Here is a 15,724-nt window from a genome sequence, read left to right on the forward strand (position 1 = left end):
GGTCAGCCTCCGATCAGGTGGTTGGCGAGCCAGGCGCAGAACCCGGCGATGACGGCGACGCCGACCGGGCGCCACGGCCGGGCGGGCTTGATTCCGGCCGCCGCGCGCAGCAGCTCGGATGCGGTGTCGCCGCGCCGCCGGTTGGCGATGGCGAGGCCTTCGAGGACGGCGAACGACCCGGCGGGGATGGCCCACAGCCACAGGGGGAAGTCCATCTCAGCCTCCGATCTCATCGAGCAGATCTGAGCCGACGATCAGGCGGATCAGGCCCTGCATCTGGCGGGTGAGGGCGCCGACTTGGGCGAGGTGGGTGGCCTGAGTGGCAGTGCCTGCGGCGACGGCGTCCAGGTACGAGCGGTTGGTGGTCAGCGCGGCGCGCGCCCGACTACGGAGCTCCGCTTCGTTGGTGCGCCGCCCCTCTGCGACGGCGAGCCGGTCAGCCCACGCATTCTCTGCGTCGGTGAACGGGCGCTCTTCCGTCGCCTGCCCGGCGGTGAAGCAGCGGTAGGTGCGGGTCGGGATGTCCCACTGCCGTGTCATGGAGGCGTCCCGCAGTTCCACGGTGTACGGGGCCGGGGGATCTTCCGGCGGGGGCGGCTGTTCTTCGACGGGCGCGGTCACGGGCTATGCGGTGTAGGTGGTGACGATGACGACGCCTTCCGCACCAGCGCCACCTGCCTGGGCGCTGCCCGCCGCAGTGCCGCCGACCGCGCCGCCGCCTCCACCGCCGGGCGCGTACCCCGCGGTGCCGGTGGCCGCGGACGCAGTTACTGCGGGGCCGCGTCGCAGACGGCCGAGGACGCCGGCTGCACCTCCGGTGCCGGTGAACGCGGGCGCGGCGCTGATGACGACTCCGTTGCCGCCGTCGCTGCCACCCAGCAGGACATCGCCGGTCGTGCCGGTGCCCGGGGCGCCGCCGCCGACGGCCTGCGTCGTGCCGGACTGGAGCCCGGGGCCGCCTCCACTGCCTCCCCCGGCGACGCAGTGGCTGCCGAAGCTGGTCGTGCCACCGCTTGCCCCCGCGTTCGCGGAAGCTCCCGAGCCAGTGCCGCCGGCGCCTCCCGCCCCGATGGTGACGGACACGGTGGAGCCGACGGACGCTGCGGCGAGGACGCGGCGGGCGTAGCCGCCTCCCCCGCCGCCACCGGCTGCGGATGCCTGGGAGCTGGACGTGTCCGGAACCCCGCCGCCGCCTCCCCCTCCCCCGACGACGACCACATCGACGAGCAATGCACCGGCCGGTTTGTTCCACGTCCCGGAGGCGTCGAACCTTTGGACGTTGACGTTGCCGATGATGATGGCGTCGGCGTCCGTGGCGAGGGTCTGGAAGTGCTCCCAGATGCGCGTGTGGTCCGAACTCTCCGGGTACGTGATGCCCTTGGACGTCTCCTGCGCCACGGTGGCCGCCTTTCACTGGGCACGGGAAAGGCCCCGCCGGGGCGACGCCTTCGAGGGGTGCGGGGGTCAGGAGCTGCGGCGCCAGTAGATGGTCAGCGTCCAGGCTGCGGACCAGGAGCCGCGCCCGGCGAACCGGATATACGGGCTGTCGGAGCCGATCGAGATGGCGAGGCCGCCGCGGTCGCCGTCGACCATGGCCTGCGCCCAGCTGTCGGGGATGACGAACGCGGACGCCGTTGCTCCGACCGCCAGCGAGGGGCCGGAGGTGGACTCGTTGAGGGTGGGGGCGCCGGACGGCCTGGTCGACTGTGTCACGAGCCGCAGGGTGGGCGTGCGGGCCGCGTAGTCCCCGGCTGTGAGGCGGCGGACCTTCAGGGTGGCCTTGGTGACGGTGGCCCCGGCCAGCGTGCGCGGTTTGGACCCGTAGAAGGCGCAGCCAGTGTTCCGGCCGAAGGAAGAGCCGCCGTATTTGCCCTGGAAGGTGTCGGCGTTGTTGGTGGAGCCGATGTCGGTGCGCCACTTGCCGTCGCGGTAGGAGGCGGTGGCGACCGGGGAGCAGACGAGGCTGCCCGTGGTGACGACTGGCTTGGGGGCGGGCGCGCTGTCGCCGATGTCCGGGCCTGGTTCCTCGGGCGGGGGCGGCGGGGGCGGCGGCACCGCCGGGGCGGCGACCGTCACCGCGACCGCCCAGTACACAGAGCCGTGCCGGACGATGAGCAGCTGGTCGCCGACCGCCACGGCGAGCCCGGACACGGCCCGCACCGTGACCTCGATGCCGCCGACGGACGCCACGCACGCGCCGCTGGAGACCGTGGTCAGCGCCTGCCCGACGAGGGTGTGCCGCGAGGCCAGGAGGCCCCTGAAGTCGGCGAAGTCCGGCACCTGCTCCTCCTCACGCGGTCAGGGTGCGCACGGCCAGCCGCTGCTCACCTGGCGAGTAGGGAAGGGACAGCGACTCGATGACGCAGGGCGCCGCGGTGAGGCCTGCGCCGGTGACGGTGACGATGTCGCCGGGGATGAGGCCCGGGTGCGGAACCATGCTGACTTCCAGGCGTCGGCCGGTGGTGCGGCGCAGCCGGGTCAGGGTGGTCTGCGCGGCAGTGCGGCATTGCGCGACGGTGGTCAGCAGCGGTGAGGCGTGGAAGTAGGGGACGGCGAGCGGGCTGAACGGGCCGTCGAACCGTGTCGGGCTGATCGAGTCCAGGTCGTAGGCGACGCCCTGGATCTGGGTTCCTTCCGCGTCCTCGCCCCTGGCGACGACGCAGTTGAACGCCCCGTCGCGGCTGCTGGCGCCCTGCCAGCGCACCACCGTGCCGCCGGTGCCGTCCGTCAGCGACAGCACGGACGTGCCCGAGTCGGTGACGGGCTCGATCCGGAGCGCGCCGTCCTCGGTGACCCGGGCGTCCGCCGGCCATGCGTCGAGCAGCTCGGTGAGAGCCCCCATCCGGTCGTCGTCCCACTGCATGCCGACCGGGATGGACCTGTCGATGAGGGTGTCGTCGACCTCGACCGTGAGCGCGGGCTCGACCAGGGCGCGCGCTGTGGACACGAACGTTCCAGACGGCTGGAAGGGGGCGGCGAACTTGGCCTCGTCGATCATCGCGAGGAGGCCTTCGGCCTGGACGCTGACGGTGTCGCCGTCGGTGGACGACTCGGTGATCTGGAACCAGCCGCGGTCGATCCACTCGAAGCTGCCGCCGACGTCGACGCCGTAGGAGATGCGCAGCTGCTGCCCGTAGGCGGCAAGTGGATGGTCGGGGTGGATGGGTTCCCAGTCGAAGCCGCGGTCACGGCGTGGCACGGACAGGCTGATGCGCTCTGCGACGGCGAGAGACCGGTCGCGTTCCTCGGAGCCGTCGTCGATGGGGATGTCCGCGGCGAGGAGTTCGCCGTCGCGCCAGACCTCGCCGCGTACGGCCATGGTGAAGCTGCCCTGGACGATGGCCAGCGCGGCGTCTGACATCTCCAGCATCAGGTCACCCGAAGTCGTACAGGGCGATGTCCAGGAGCGTGCCGGGGAAGGCCGTGGCGATGTCCTGGAGGGTGGAGAGATTGTCGGCGATGTCCTGGAGCGTGAACCCGGCGGCTTCCAGCGAGTCCGGCCACGCCTCGACCTTGACCACGTCGAGCGACCACCACCGGTATGCGTCGTACCAGGTGGGCGCTTCGGTGTCTTCGAGCAGGGCGAAGTGCCCGTCGAGGCGCGGGATGGTGACCTGCTTGCGGATGAGGAGGATGCCTTCGGTGACGTCGTCGAGGACGGTGTCGAGGGCGTCGCCTTCTTCTTCGCTTTCGGTGCGCACGGTGAACGTCGTCGAGGGTGCGGAGCGGGGCCGGCCGACGGCGAGGAGGCGGCCGCCGACGTTGAAGACGCTGGCCTCGCGGCTGCGTTTCCACTCCAGCGGGGCCTCGATCTTCACGATGGCGCCGATGCCGCGGATCGCGTCGGAGACGACGTCGCCGTCCACGGTGGAGGTGATCGGCCCCGAGTAGACCGTCCACTGGGTGCCGTTGACGTCGGTCAGCGTTGCCGCGTAGTTGAGGGACACCCCGAACGGCTGCTCGGCATCGACGCGGAGGAGGACGTCGGCGCCGGTGGTGTCGACGTCGGATGCGGCCCGCACCGCGGTGAGGGTGGTGCCGACTTGCCGGTAGACGGTGACGGAGGTGATGTCGTCGGCGAGCAGCCCCGTCACGCTCACCAGGTTCCGCGGCGGGAACACGGACTGCGCGGTCGCGTTCACGTCCGAGCTGGCCTCGCGCACGCGCAGCACCCCGGCCGCCCCGGTGGACGACCCCGACAGGGTCGCGGACAGGGTGGGGGCCTGGCTGCCGGACCCGGAGGAGACCGCTCCCGTGGCGAGCGCGAACCGCGTCGTGTTGCCGACGGCCACGCCGTCGTCGACGCGTTCGGTGATCGTGCCGAACGTGATGCCGGACGCGGCGATGGCTTCCGCGCTGGTGCCGAGCCCGGAGGTGGTGATGCCGTAGCCGAGGATCACGAAGTCGCCGGCCGTCCACGTCAGCGCGGTCGAGGACACCGCGGAGAAGCCCGTGCCCGACGTGGTGTCCTCACCGAAGGCGGTCGCCCACCGCCAGCCGGTGCCCGCGCTGCGCTCCAGGACGGCGATGCGTCCGGCGATGAGCGACCCGGACCCGCCGGTCGGGATCAGCGTGGTGGGCTGGGCGTCGCCGCCGGTGAGGACCCGCACGAAGTAGGTGATGCGGCGGGGGCCGGCGGACGCGCCGAACACGCCGCCGCCTCCGGAGACCGATCCGGCCGCCTCCCACCCGGAAGGGGTGGACGGGGTCGACTCGTTGGGGTGTCCGGAGATGACGGTGAGTACGGCGAGCCGTCCGACGGTGGCCCCGGCCGGGTAGGCGGGGGTGATGGTGTCGGCGTGGCTGGAGACCGCGCCAACTCCGATGTAGGAGATCGTCATCCGCGTCGCCCGACCCTCGCCCGGAACGCCTGCCGGTCCTCGCTGGCCTTGACCTTCGGCTTGACCTGGACGTCGATCAGGTCGCGCAGGCGGTCGTCGTTGAAGTGAACGTGCACCTCGGTCGCCCCCAGCTGCCCCGTCTGGAGGGCATCGACGAGCTGCCGCAGCGCGTCCTGCTGGGGGTCGGCTGCGGCGGGCTGCTGGCCGCTGACGCTGGAGGGGATGACGATGCGGCGCGGGCGGGCGCCGCTGGCGGTGTCGACCATGCGCTGCGCGGAGCGGGCGATGGCCGGCAGGGTGGCGTCCATACCGGCGACCACACCGAGTGCGGTGGGCTTGCCGATCTGGTCCCGCATCACCCGCGACGGGGACTTGATCCCCAGCTTCTTCTTGATCGACTTGATGAGGGCGTCGGCGAGCTTCTCCATCTCCTTGGCGAGCTGCTTCTCCTGCTCCTTCAGCCCGGTCAGGAAGCCGTCGCCCGCCTTCTTCCCCGAGTCGAACATCGCGTCGGCGACAGTCTTGCCGTATGAATCGGCGAGCTTCACACCGGACTTGGACAGCGAGTTCAGCTGGGCGATCTGGCTCTTGGTCGCACCCGCCAGCAGGGTGTGGAGCTGGCTGCCCGGCCCGGCCTCGGCGAGCTGCCCGATGAGGTCCGCGGACAGGCCCTGCTTCTTGAGGTACTCGACCTGGCTGGCGAACTGCTTCGCGTCGGCCTGCTTCGACTTCATCTCCGAGATGAGGCCGCCGACCGTGGTGGCCGAGGTGCCAGTGACGCTGAACGTCTCGCGCAGGTTGCTGGACTGGTCGGCCGCGAACTCCTTCGCCTTCTGGATCTTCGCGGTGACGTCGGCCTTCTTCGTCGCCAGGCTCTGGAGCTTCTCCGACTTCTTCAGGACGCTCTTGATGTACGCCTTGGAGACGCCCGCGTTCTGGAGCTTGTCCACCATGGACTTGATCGCCGACTTGATGGCCGACGCCGTCCCGGTGGCGATGGTCTTCTTGAACCCGGCGGTGAGCGCGTTATCGACGGCCATCTTGGTGCGCCGCTTGGCGGCGGCCAGCTCCTGCTGCGCGGCCTTGAGGCGGGTCTTCGCAGCCTGGACGCCGTACTTGCGCTCCTTGGCCCGCTCCAAGTCCTCCTTGGCCTGCTTCACCCTCGCCTGCGCGTTCGCGACGGTCCCGGAGGCGTAGCCGGGCAGACGGATCCCGAACTGGCTGGCCACCTTCATCGAGTCGGGGTTGCTGAGGATGTCCTCCCCGCCCTTGAGGTTGATCAGCTCCGGTCCGCGCTCGCCGACCCACGCCCAGCCGGGTGCCGCACCGCGCCCGCGGCTGCCCTTGGCGTAGCCGCCGGGCCTGGTCATCACGTTGACCCAGCCCGCCCCGTACCGGTGCATGGCGTAGTTGACGCCGGCGTAGATGTTGGCGAGCGGGTCGTAGATGCCGCGCCCCCGGAAGGGGCCCGCGTAGGCGTTGAAGGTGGAGCCGATGGTCTGCATGAGGCCGCGGCTGGGGTCGCCGTTCTTGGCGTTGATGTCCCAGTTGTTGATGGCGTTGGGGTTGCCGCCGGACTCCTGCTGGATGCGCTGGAGGACCGGGCCGAGCGCGTAGGCGGGCGCCCCGAGCATCTTCAGCACCTGCGCGACCAAGGGGCTCCACCGGTTCACGCCGCCGCCGACCTTCCCGGAGTCCCCGAGTCCGAGCATGCCGAGGAACTTGCTGCCGAGCCCGCCCAGGGCCTTCATCGCCTTGCCGGGCAGACTCGCAACGGAGACGAGGCCCTTGGAGACGATGGCGCCCAGCGCGGACGGCATGTCCCCGAAGATCTTCTTCGCGATCGCGGTGCCGGAGGTCTGCGCCATGCCCCTCACCAGGCCGGACACCAGGTGACCGCCGATCCCCGCGAACACGCGCGACGGGGAGCGGATCCCGAAGAATTTTTTCACCGCGCCGACGATCGGGTCGATCAGGTTCTTCTTGAGCCACGTGCCGATGCTCTTCATGGCGCCCGTGATGCCGGACTTCAGGCCGGAGATCAGGGAGCCGCCCGCGGACTTCAGCCACGTGCTGGCCCTCGTGAAACGACCCGTCACCGGGCTGACGATCTTGTCGGTGAGGAACTTCCTGATGCCGACAACGGCGGTGGTGACGCCGGACTTCATTCCGGAGACGATCGCCCGGCCCTTGCTCACCAGCCACGAACCGGCGGTCGCGAACCGGCTGGTGACCGGAGCGATGACCGTGCGGGACACCCAACTGCCGATCGCCTTGGCGCCCGCGACGACACCCGACTTCAGGCCGGAGACGATCGCCCGGCCGCGGGTGAGGAGCCACGAGCCGGCGGTCGCGAACCTCGACCTGAGCGGGGTGATGACGGTGCGCATGACCCAGCCGCCGACGGCCTTCGCCGCGGAGGCGATCCCGCGCAGGAGTCCACCGACGACCGCGGTGCCGTGCCTGAAAAGCCAGCCACCGGCTTTCGCGAAGGGCCGCACGATGATCTCGATAATGCGGACCGTGACCCGGCCGAGCCCTTCCGCACCCTTGACGAGGCCGGGGCCGATGGCCTTGGCCAGGCGGATCGCGGCCTCGGTGAAGCGGCCGCCGTACCCGACGATGGCGAGAGCGGCCCGGCCGAGGAAGCCCGCGATTCCCGAGGCGAGGGAGGGGAAGAGCCGAGTGAGGCCCTGGAGGAGACCGCGGCCGAATCCGGCGAGCAGCTTGCCCGCGCCGCCGACGAGGAACTTCGAGAACTTCGCGAAGATGCCGAACGCCCAGGACAGGAGCCGGCCCAGGAAGGGAATCTTGCCGAGGGCCTTGCCAATCCCGGCGATCCACTTCGCGGGCATGAACGCCACGAACAGGACGGACAGAAGGACTTCCTGCCAGTGGTTCCCAAGACCCTTGAGCAGCCCACCGATGTCGAAGTTGATCAGACCGACGATGAACCCCGCGAGCAGCGACGGCACGAAGCGGCCGATGGCGATGCCGACGCCCACCCAGTCGACCTTCGCGAGCAGGCTGCCGAACGCGGCCGTGAGCTTGACGGCGAGCTTCGCACCGGCCTCCAGGCCCTTGACGAGGCCGAGCCCCATCGCGCCACCGATCTTCGTCCAGTCGATGCCGCGGATGCCGCCGGTGAAGGCGTCACGGATCTGACGGCCGACATCGGTCGCCGCCGACGCCGGCACCAGCACGGGCGCCTTGTCGACGCGGGGCACGGACACGTCGACGGTGCCGGTGCTCTTGCCCCTCAGACCGGCGAAGAAGTCGGCGACGAGCGTCTTGGCCTGGGTGAACCGGTCCTTGATGGTCTCGACGGGGATCAGGTCGCCCATCTCGCGGCCCAAGCCCTTGGCCGCGGGGATGCCCCGGGTGTTGACCCAGTCCGCGAAGTTGCGGACGCCCAGCGTGATGCCCGACAGGGCCTTGGTCGCCCCGGTCAGGACGCCCGTGTCCCCGAGCTCGATCATGAGGCCTTCCCAGGCGTTCTTCAGCCTGGTGACCTCGCCCCGCCAGCCCTTCATCTGGATCTTGGAGATGCGGTCGGCGGTGCCGCCGCTGTTCTCCAGCTCCTTGGTGAGCCCTGCGAGCTTCTTCGAGCCCTGCTGGATCAGCGCGGCCATACCGGGACCGGCCCGCTGACCGAAGATCGTCATGATGTCGCCGGTCGTCGCGCCCTTCTTCGCCAGCTCGTCGACGATCTGGGTGAGCGGGCGCAGCTTGCCGTCCGACGTCGCGACATTCACGCCCAGGTCGTGAAGCGTGGTGGAGATCTTCTTCGTCGGGGCAAGCAGCCGCGTCACCGCGCCTCGCAGCGCGGTGCCCGCCATGCTGGCCTTGATGCCGGCGTTACCCATGAGGGCGGTCGCGGCGACGGCTTCCTCGAACTGAATCCCGGCCTGATGGGCAATCGGACCCGAGTACTTGAACGCCTCGCCGAGGTCGTCGACGGAGGTGTTGGCCTTGACGGAGGCCTTCACCATCGCGTCGACGGCGTGCGGGATCTCCTTGATGCTCATGCCGTAGCCGGTGAGCACGTTCGTGGTGATCTCCGCAGCCCTCGTGAGGTTGAGCTGCTCCGACGACGCCAGCGACAGCACCGACGGCATCGCACCGTAGATCTGGTTGACGGTCAGACCGGCGGTGGCGAGCTGCGCCATGGCGTCCGCGGACTGCGCCGCCCCGTACTGCGTGCTCCGGCCGAGGTCCTTGGCCTGGTCGCGCAGCATCTTCAGCTGCTTGCCGCTCGCGCCGGACAGGGCCTCGACGCGGTTCATGTTCTTCTCGAAGTCGCCCGCCATCTTGATGACGGAGGCCCCGAGAGCGGCCGTGCCGACCGCGCCCACCGCGAGACCGGCCTTGATGGCCGCGCCCGCCGTGGTGGCAGTGCGGGACAGCCTGGTCGCGGACTGGCCGACGGTCGCGAACGTCCTCGTCGCACGGTCCCGGGCGATCAACTGGTAGACGACGGCACGTGTGGCCACACCAGACCTCCCCTCGCGGGTGTCGGGTGCGGCGGCCGCCGGTCAGGCGGTCAGGCGGTCAGGCGGTCAGCGCCAGGGATCCTGCTAGGTGCGTGCGTCCTGCTGGGCTTGTTCCTCTTCCGCCTCCAGGCGGTACAGCACACTCCATTCGGTCAGCTCATGGGAGCTGATCCGCTTCAGGAGTTCGGCTCGGGTGCATCCGAGGTCCCGGGCGAGCCGGAAGGTGAATCGTCGCCACCCTCCGTCGTCCCCTCGGAGTTTCCCTCAATCGCCTCCTCTTCGTCGTCGGACAGCCCGGACAGCCGGGTCGCGACGTCATAGAGGCGATCGATGGACTTGCCGTTCTTCCGGCCGAGCGCGGGAGCCTGTTGGTCGGTGAACACCCTCGCGCCGTCCTGCTTGACGATGCACTTCACCAGCAGCTTGGCGCGCGCGTTGGCCTGGTCGAGGACGATCTCCTGCTCGCCCTTCTTCGACAGGGACGGCCGGATCTTCCGGATCGACGCCTCCCAGGCGTCCCGCTCCTCACCGGACAGGCCGCGCACCAGCACGGTCCGGTCGCCCCACTCGGGCACCGTCACCGGCTCGATAACGACGTCATCGCAGTCGAGGATGTCGTCGGCGTCGTCCAGCACCGTCTCGGGGTTGGTCATGCGCGTCTCCTAGCTGATTTCTCGGTCGATGCTGTCGAGGACCCGGTTCACGGCCGCCCGGGAGCGAGGGCCGGCGGCGGGGGCGACGACGCGGAAGAAGTACGGCTTCGGCTCCTGGCGCACCCACACCTCGCGGTTGCCGAACACCGGGTGCCGCCACGGCCGCTTCGTGCCCTCCATGTAGGCCTGGAGGGAGCGCTTGCTGGTGGGCATCTTGCGGCCGTCGACACGGATCGCAACGTTCGCGTTCCGGCCGGTGGTGCGCACCTCGATGCGGGTTGCCCTCGACATCTCCGCGCGCAGCGTCCCCTTGCCAGTGCGGGACGGGATGGCCTGGATCGAGGCACGCACCTGCGGCACGAGCGGCTTCGCGGCCTCCCGCAGCTCCCGCCGGAACCGCTTGACGACCTCCGGGTTGTCCATGTCCCGCAGGGCCCGGCTGATGCGGGCCAGGTCTGCGCCGCCCCGCAGCTCGACGTCGATCACGCCGGGACCGTGACGTTCTCCACCGGCTCGCTGGTCACGGTGAACTGGACCATGATCTTTCCGGGGTCCTCAATGCTCGTCTCCTTCGGCGCGGAGGACACCTTCACCGGGAAGACGTCCATCGTGCGCGCGGCGACGTCGCCCTCGGGGAACTGGACGATGAACCCGGCGGTGTCGCGGGGCAGGAGCTGCCGCACGTCCTGCGAGTCCTCCGACGCGTACAGCGTGATGCTGGAGTCGTCGGCGGTGATCCGGCCCGGGATCTTCGACGTGAACCGGCTGCCGAGGTCCGGGGTGTCGGTGGACTCCGACGTCGTCTGGAACCCGGAGACGTCAGCGACCTCGCCGGTCAGATCCGTGCCCGCGTCGAGCTCGACGCGCGTCGGCGCGGCCTTGACCGCGATCGTCGGAACCCAGTAATAGGCGCGCGTCCCCGGCGGGATGTACCGGGTCGACGCGGAGATCGGGGTGGCGACCATGGGTCACTCGCCTTCCTGAGTGCGCCGGCGCCGGGCCGGCTTGGTGTCGGGGGTCTCCTCGGCAGCCGTCTGCTCCTCGACGGGGGCGGCCTGTGGGAGGGGCTCGGGTGCCGGGGCGGCAGGGGCGTCTTCGACGCGCTCCCAGCCGGACGCCTGGTGGTGAGGGACGGCCGAGGCGGGAACGGTGATCGGCTGGTCCGGCAGGCTGGGGTGCCGCATGGTCACGGTGTCCATCAGGCCACCCGGAAGACCCCGACGGTCACGGAGGTGACGCCGTCGTAGGTGAGCGCGGCCCGGCCGGTGGACGGGTCCCGGTATCGGTCGGTGATCGGGACGACGTAGGTCTGTCCGGCGGGGACGGTCACCGGGCGGTCGGCGATGGCGAGGCCCTCGACTGTGCCGGGGGTGGCGATGGTGACGGTGTGGGGGCTGGCGTCGGCGTTCTTGATCGCGAGGAGGACCCCGGCGCCGGTCTGGGCGGTGTCACCGCCGCCTGCTGCGGCGACGAGCTTGTCGTCGAACCTGATCCCCGCGAGGGGGACCACGTTCGTGGTGAGGGCGGCCATCGCTAGCTCCTTCTGTGTGACGGCGGGGGCGACAGGCCGGACCGTCCGGACATGTCTGAAGGGAGGACCAGGGCGGCGGCAGGCTGCCGGTCAGCGGCCGGTGAAGGCGTCGCAGTCGATGCCGAAGACGACGAGGGCTTGTGCGCCGCGGTCGGTCTGCACCTGCTTGAAGGTGTGCGAGCCGAGGCGGGCGCGCAGGACGATCCCGTCGAGCCGGGGATCGCGGGCGAGGACAGCGCCCACCGCGGAGTACATCGCGTAGGCACGGCGGCGGGCGGCCGCGATGTCCGCCTTGCCGTTTAGTACGGCGGCCGCGCACCGGACGGTGAACGTCTCACGGTCCGGGCGGCTCGCGAGACCCTCGGGAAGGCTCGTCGACTCGACGTCGGAGTCGGTGTCGTCGCCGGTGAAGCCGACCGTGAGCATCTCCTGTGGGGCCGCCTTGGACAGCTCGGGGCCGTCCCACACGGTCACACCCTCCAGCTCCGGCGCCACTTTGAAGGCGGCGACGAGGGCGTCGATGGTGTCGGGTACACGGGAGGACCAGGGCATCAGGCGATTCCAGGGAGAGTCGAGTCGAGCAGCTCGATGGCGCGGCGCGGCACGGCGAACCCGCGGCCGGGCAGCCACGGTTCGTTCTCGCCACCGAGCTGGATCCGCAGGGCACCGCGCCGGGTCTCCCACAGGTGCTCGACGATGATGAGCGTGGCCAGCTGGTAGTCGTCAGGGACGATCCGCAGCCCCGCCCGGTAGGCGACGTCCACGACGCCGCGCAGCGCGGGCCCGGTGGCCGCGTAGATGAGCCCGTTGTCCGGCTCCGTGTCGAGGTCGGCGGCGTTCCACGTCTTCGATCCGTCCGCGCTGACGGCGCTGGTCACAGACAGCACAGGGACGTTGCTGAGCAGGATCTGCCCGTACACGTCCGCGGTGCGGCGTTCGGTGAAGGACCGGCGGGCGACGATCGTGCCGAGCTGCCGCTCGACTGCCTTGCTCGCGCCGGTGATGAAGCCGCGCAGCTCTTCGTCGTGGGTCTGGTCCGACTCGTCGATGCCGAGCTGCCGTTTGGTGCGGGCCAGCGACACGATGGCGACCGGCTCCGCGGCGGCCGCATCGAAGACGTCGGTGTACGCATTGGCGTTGGCGCCGGTGGCCAGCCAGCGCACCAGGTGGCGTCCGGCCTGCAACGTCAGGAAGTCGTACGCGTACGTGCCCGAGCTGACCGGGGTCACGGGGCTGACCGTGACGGTGGTGTCATCGGGCTGAGTGATGGTCAGCGCCATGGCGCCCGCGTTGACGAGCGTGCCTCCGGCGTCGGTGACGGTGACACCGAGCGGGACGACGTCCCCGAGGTCGTAGCTCACGCCGGGCTCCCGCTCATGGCCGGTGCGCTCCGCTCCAGCGGCGCCAGGGCGGCCCCGGCCGGGGAGGCTGACGTCAGGCGCGCGCGGCGCAGCAGGTTGAAGTTGTCGAACTCCGCGAAGTCGCCGCTGCCGCTGTCGCGGTGCCCGGCGAGGATGACGGACAGGTTGGTGTCGGCCGTCCAGGCGGCGGCCGGTGCGGTGCGGCGGGCCGTCCAGGTCCCGCCGTCCGGGGAGGTCTCCCACAGCAGCAGCCCGGACGCCTCCCGCAGCCGCAGCCACGCATGCGCCACCGGGTCGTAGGTGAGGACGACTTCGTTCGCGTCGGCGTACCCGGTGCGAGAGATCAGCTTCAGCAGGCCCGTGACCCTGTTGAGGCTGAACCCGCCGTCCGTGCCGCCCACCGCGGTGATGACGAGCAGCTCGGCCAGCGCCTCCCCCGCGGCGCCCCCGGCGGCGGGCGGGTAGACGCGGCAGGCAACCTGTGAACCCGTCAGGGTGTAGACGGCGGCGGACTGGTAGGCGGAGAACGCGGTCGTGCACGGCACCCGGGCGCGGCCGCCGGCCTCCTCGACGTCGCCGTACGACCCCGACCACAGCACAGGGTCGCGGACGCCGTCGTCGAAGGTGTCGGTGAGCATGCCGAACCCGGGCATCGGCTACGCCTTCGGCGCGGGCTTGTTCGCGGCCGTCTTGCGCGCCACGGCCTTCTTCGCCGCAGGCTTCGGCTCGACGGCGGCCTCGGGCGGCGGTGCGACGGCCGTCGTCTCCGGGGCGTTCGCCTCCGGCCGCTCCACGGGGCTGTCCGGTTCCGCCGCCACGTCGGCAGCGTCGACGTCGTGGCCGTACTGGTCGCGGAGGATGTGCGCGACGCGGTCGGCTTCCTCGTCGCGTCCGGCCGTCCTGTATGCCTCGTACTCGTCGATGTACGCGTTGCGGTAGTCCGCCTCGATGTCGCGCTTGCCTGCGGGCACGGCGGTCTCCTTCCTTCGGCCAACGGGCACGAGCGGCCTCCTTGGTGCGGCCAGGGCTGACGCTGCGGGCCCGGCGATCAGGTAGTAGTGGTTGTCATGGCCCCAGCTGCCCGCCGGGTAGTGCGGGTGGCGCACCACGTGCAGGTGCTCCCCGTAGATGCGCCGGAGCAGGGTGCCGAGCTGGGCGCCGAGGCCTGCGCTGTGGACCTCGATGAAGAGCTGCGGCCTGGCCGTCTCCAGCAGCGTCAGACCACCCTGGATGACGGCGACTTCGTGTCCCTCCACGTCGACCTTGATGAAGTCGGGGGTGCCATACCTGTCGTCAAGGTCGTCCAAGCGCGCGCAGGGGACGGACCGGCGTTCCAGGACCCTGCCCCAGGTGCTTTCGGTGAGGCTGTCCGGCTCACCGTCCGGGTCAGGGGTGGTGAGCTGCCCGGTGCGGATGCTGTTCTCCTGGGCGGCCAGTACGACTTCCCCGTCGCGGTCGCTGAGCGCAAGCTGGACAGCTTCCAGCCCCGGGGTGTCGTTCGCAGCGTCGACGAGAATCCCGTACGACTCGGCGGCCGGTTCGAAGGAGATGACACGGGTGAAGTTGGCGGCGAGCCGCCGGGCGACGACGCCCCAGTTCCCCCCGACATCGAAGGCGAGGGCCCCACGGAACCCGAACAGGATCCGCTGGATCGCTTCCGGATCGCCCGGCGCTGGCCCGGTGACGGTGGGGCTCACGACGTTCCTTCCAACTGCTCCAGCGCGGGCTTGAAGTACTCGGCCGCCACCCGGTCGGCGTCGTAGCCGAGCGCGAACTCGCGGGCCTGCTCACGCAGCTGTCCGTCCCCGGCCGAGGCGTGCGCGCTCTCCAGGCAGTCGACGATGGAGCCGACGTCAGGAGCCTGGAACCAGGACTGCATCAGCTCGTTCCAGTTCCGCTCGCCGTCGCACGTCCAGCCGGCGCCGACCAGCTCCGGCATCGAGCTGAAGCCGTTGACGATGACGGGCGTGCCGCATGCCTGCGCTTCGACGATCGGGATGCCGAAGCCCTCGCAGAATGAAGGGTTCAGCAGTACGTCCATCGCCGAGTAGGCGGCGGCCACATGCTCGGGCGGCAGCCCCCGGGCGTATGCCTGCTGGTCCACGGTGCGCACGGCCTGCGGCGGCAGCCCGATCTGGTCCATGTAGTTCAGCAGGTCCATGCCGACGTGTGTGGGCCCGCCGAGCAGCTCGGTGTGCAGGTACAGCAGCGCCTCGGGATGCCTGCGGCGGAACACGTCGAAGGCGGCGAGCGCCTGCGGGAACGCCTTCCGCGGCGGCGCGGTGCCCTTGTTGGCCGCGACCATGCCGACCACGAACGCGTCCTCGGGGATCCCCAGGGCGCGCCGCACCTCGGTGCGATCCAAGGGGCGGAACACGCTGGTGTCGATGCCGTGCGGCACGAACAGCGGGTCGAAGCCGCCGTCGCGCAGGACTCGTTGCCCGAACCGGGACATGGCGATGGGCCGGGCCTGGTGGTGGGCGAGCGCCACCGCAGTCTGCGGAGGCAGCGGGTCGTGGTCGACGGGCACCCACGAGGCAACCCGATGGCCTCGCATACCGATGGTCTTCATCATCACCCATAGGTCGAGCAGGGTGAGGATGAGGCCGCCCCCGGCGAGATGCTCCCGCGCATAGGGGCCGATGGTGTCGTTGCCGTGCGGGTCCTCCCCGCCCGGCCACACGCGCAGCCCGTTCCACGTCAGCGCGGCGCCCTGGAGGCCGTAGTAGGCGGACACCACGACGTCGTGCCCCATGGCGGCCAGACGCGGCGCGAACAGCGCGGTCTGCTGCCCGTAACCGGTCGGAACCCAGGGCGCATTCGAGTGCCACAGGATCTTCAAGGT

17 protein-coding genes are annotated in these 15,724 nt (G+C 70.7%); all 17 read right to left on the bottom strand.

Annotation, left to right across the window (positions count from 1 at the left end):
• Positions 1-2 precede the first annotated feature (2 nt).
• Positions 3-215 (bottom strand): hypothetical protein, encoded by a 213-nt coding sequence (locus tag STRCI_RS06265; RefSeq protein WP_269657844.1) that lies wholly within the window; start codon positions 213-215, stop codon positions 3-5.
• A gap of 1 nt (position 216) precedes the next feature.
• Positions 217-621: a hypothetical protein gene (locus STRCI_RS06270; RefSeq protein WP_269657845.1), complete on the bottom strand. Its 405-nt coding sequence runs from the start codon at positions 619-621 to the stop codon at positions 217-219.
• Positions 622-624: 3 nt separating this feature from the next.
• The gene (locus STRCI_RS06275; RefSeq protein WP_269657846.1) at positions 625-1,398 is read right to left on the bottom strand and encodes a glycine-rich domain-containing protein; all 774 of its coding nucleotides are present in this window, start codon (positions 1,396-1,398) and stop codon (positions 625-627) included.
• Positions 1,399-1,464: 66 nt separating this feature from the next.
• Entirely contained in the window at positions 1,465-2,280 is an 816-nt protein-coding gene (locus STRCI_RS06280; RefSeq protein ID WP_269657847.1) for a hypothetical protein, read from the bottom strand.
• 10 nt (positions 2,281-2,290) lie between these two features.
• The gene (locus STRCI_RS06285) at positions 2,291-3,370 is read right to left on the bottom strand and encodes a DUF5047 domain-containing protein (protein ID WP_269657848.1); all 1,080 of its coding nucleotides are present in this window, start codon (positions 3,368-3,370) and stop codon (positions 2,291-2,293) included.
• A 4-nt stretch (positions 3,371-3,374) separates the two neighbouring features.
• Positions 3,375-4,841, bottom strand: a complete 1,467-nt coding sequence (locus STRCI_RS06290; protein ID WP_269657849.1) for a hypothetical protein — start codon at positions 4,839-4,841, stop codon at positions 3,375-3,377.
• Complete coding sequence (locus STRCI_RS06295; protein ID WP_269657850.1) at positions 4,838-9,334, bottom strand: phage tail tape measure protein; 4,497 nt, start codon at positions 9,332-9,334, stop codon at positions 4,838-4,840. Before STRCI_RS06295 ends, STRCI_RS06290 begins: the two co-directional genes overlap by 4 nt.
• 176 nt (positions 9,335-9,510) lie before the next feature.
• The gene (locus tag STRCI_RS06300) at positions 9,511-9,987 is read right to left on the bottom strand and encodes a phage tail assembly chaperone (protein WP_269657851.1); all 477 of its coding nucleotides are present in this window, start codon (positions 9,985-9,987) and stop codon (positions 9,511-9,513) included.
• Between the two features lie 9 nt (positions 9,988-9,996).
• On the bottom strand, positions 9,997-10,473 hold the full coding sequence (locus tag STRCI_RS06305) for a hypothetical protein (RefSeq protein WP_269657852.1): 477 nt from the start codon (positions 10,471-10,473) through the stop codon (positions 9,997-9,999).
• Positions 10,470-10,952 carry a phage tail tube protein gene (locus STRCI_RS06310; RefSeq protein WP_269657853.1) on the bottom strand — a complete coding sequence of 161 codons (483 nt, stop codon included), beginning with the start codon at positions 10,950-10,952 and terminating at the stop codon, positions 10,470-10,472. Before STRCI_RS06310 ends, STRCI_RS06305 begins: the two co-directional genes overlap by 4 nt.
• 3 nt (positions 10,953-10,955) lie before the next feature.
• On the bottom strand, positions 10,956-11,186 hold the full coding sequence (locus STRCI_RS06315) for a hypothetical protein (RefSeq protein WP_269657854.1): 231 nt from the start codon (positions 11,184-11,186) through the stop codon (positions 10,956-10,958).
• Positions 11,186-11,518, bottom strand: a complete 333-nt coding sequence (locus STRCI_RS06320; protein WP_269657855.1) for a hypothetical protein — start codon at positions 11,516-11,518, stop codon at positions 11,186-11,188. Before STRCI_RS06320 ends, STRCI_RS06315 begins: the two co-directional genes overlap by 1 nt.
• Before the next feature lie 90 nt (positions 11,519-11,608).
• Entirely contained in the window at positions 11,609-12,070 is a 462-nt protein-coding gene (locus tag STRCI_RS06325; protein WP_269657856.1) for a hypothetical protein, read from the bottom strand.
• Positions 12,070-12,879, bottom strand: coding sequence for a head-tail connector protein (locus STRCI_RS06330; RefSeq protein WP_269657857.1), 810 nt, complete (start codon positions 12,877-12,879; stop codon positions 12,070-12,072). Before STRCI_RS06330 ends, STRCI_RS06325 begins: the two co-directional genes overlap by 1 nt.
• Positions 12,876-13,532 (bottom strand): hypothetical protein, encoded by a 657-nt coding sequence (locus STRCI_RS06335; protein WP_269657858.1) that lies wholly within the window; start codon positions 13,530-13,532, stop codon positions 12,876-12,878. Before STRCI_RS06335 ends, STRCI_RS06330 begins: the two co-directional genes overlap by 4 nt.
• 3 nt (positions 13,533-13,535) lie before the next feature.
• Positions 13,536-14,576 (bottom strand): FkbM family methyltransferase, encoded by a 1,041-nt coding sequence (locus STRCI_RS06340; protein ID WP_269657859.1) that lies wholly within the window; start codon positions 14,574-14,576, stop codon positions 13,536-13,538.
• Positions 14,573-15,721, bottom strand: a complete 1,149-nt coding sequence (locus STRCI_RS06345) for a glycosyltransferase family 4 protein (RefSeq protein WP_269657860.1) — start codon at positions 15,719-15,721, stop codon at positions 14,573-14,575. The genes STRCI_RS06340 and STRCI_RS06345 overlap by 4 nt, the downstream gene beginning before the upstream one ends.
• Positions 15,722-15,724 lie beyond the last annotated feature (3 nt).

The organism is Streptomyces cinnabarinus (genome assembly GCF_027270315.1).
Taxonomy (GTDB): domain Bacteria; phylum Actinomycetota; class Actinomycetes; order Streptomycetales; family Streptomycetaceae; genus Streptomyces; species Streptomyces cinnabarinus.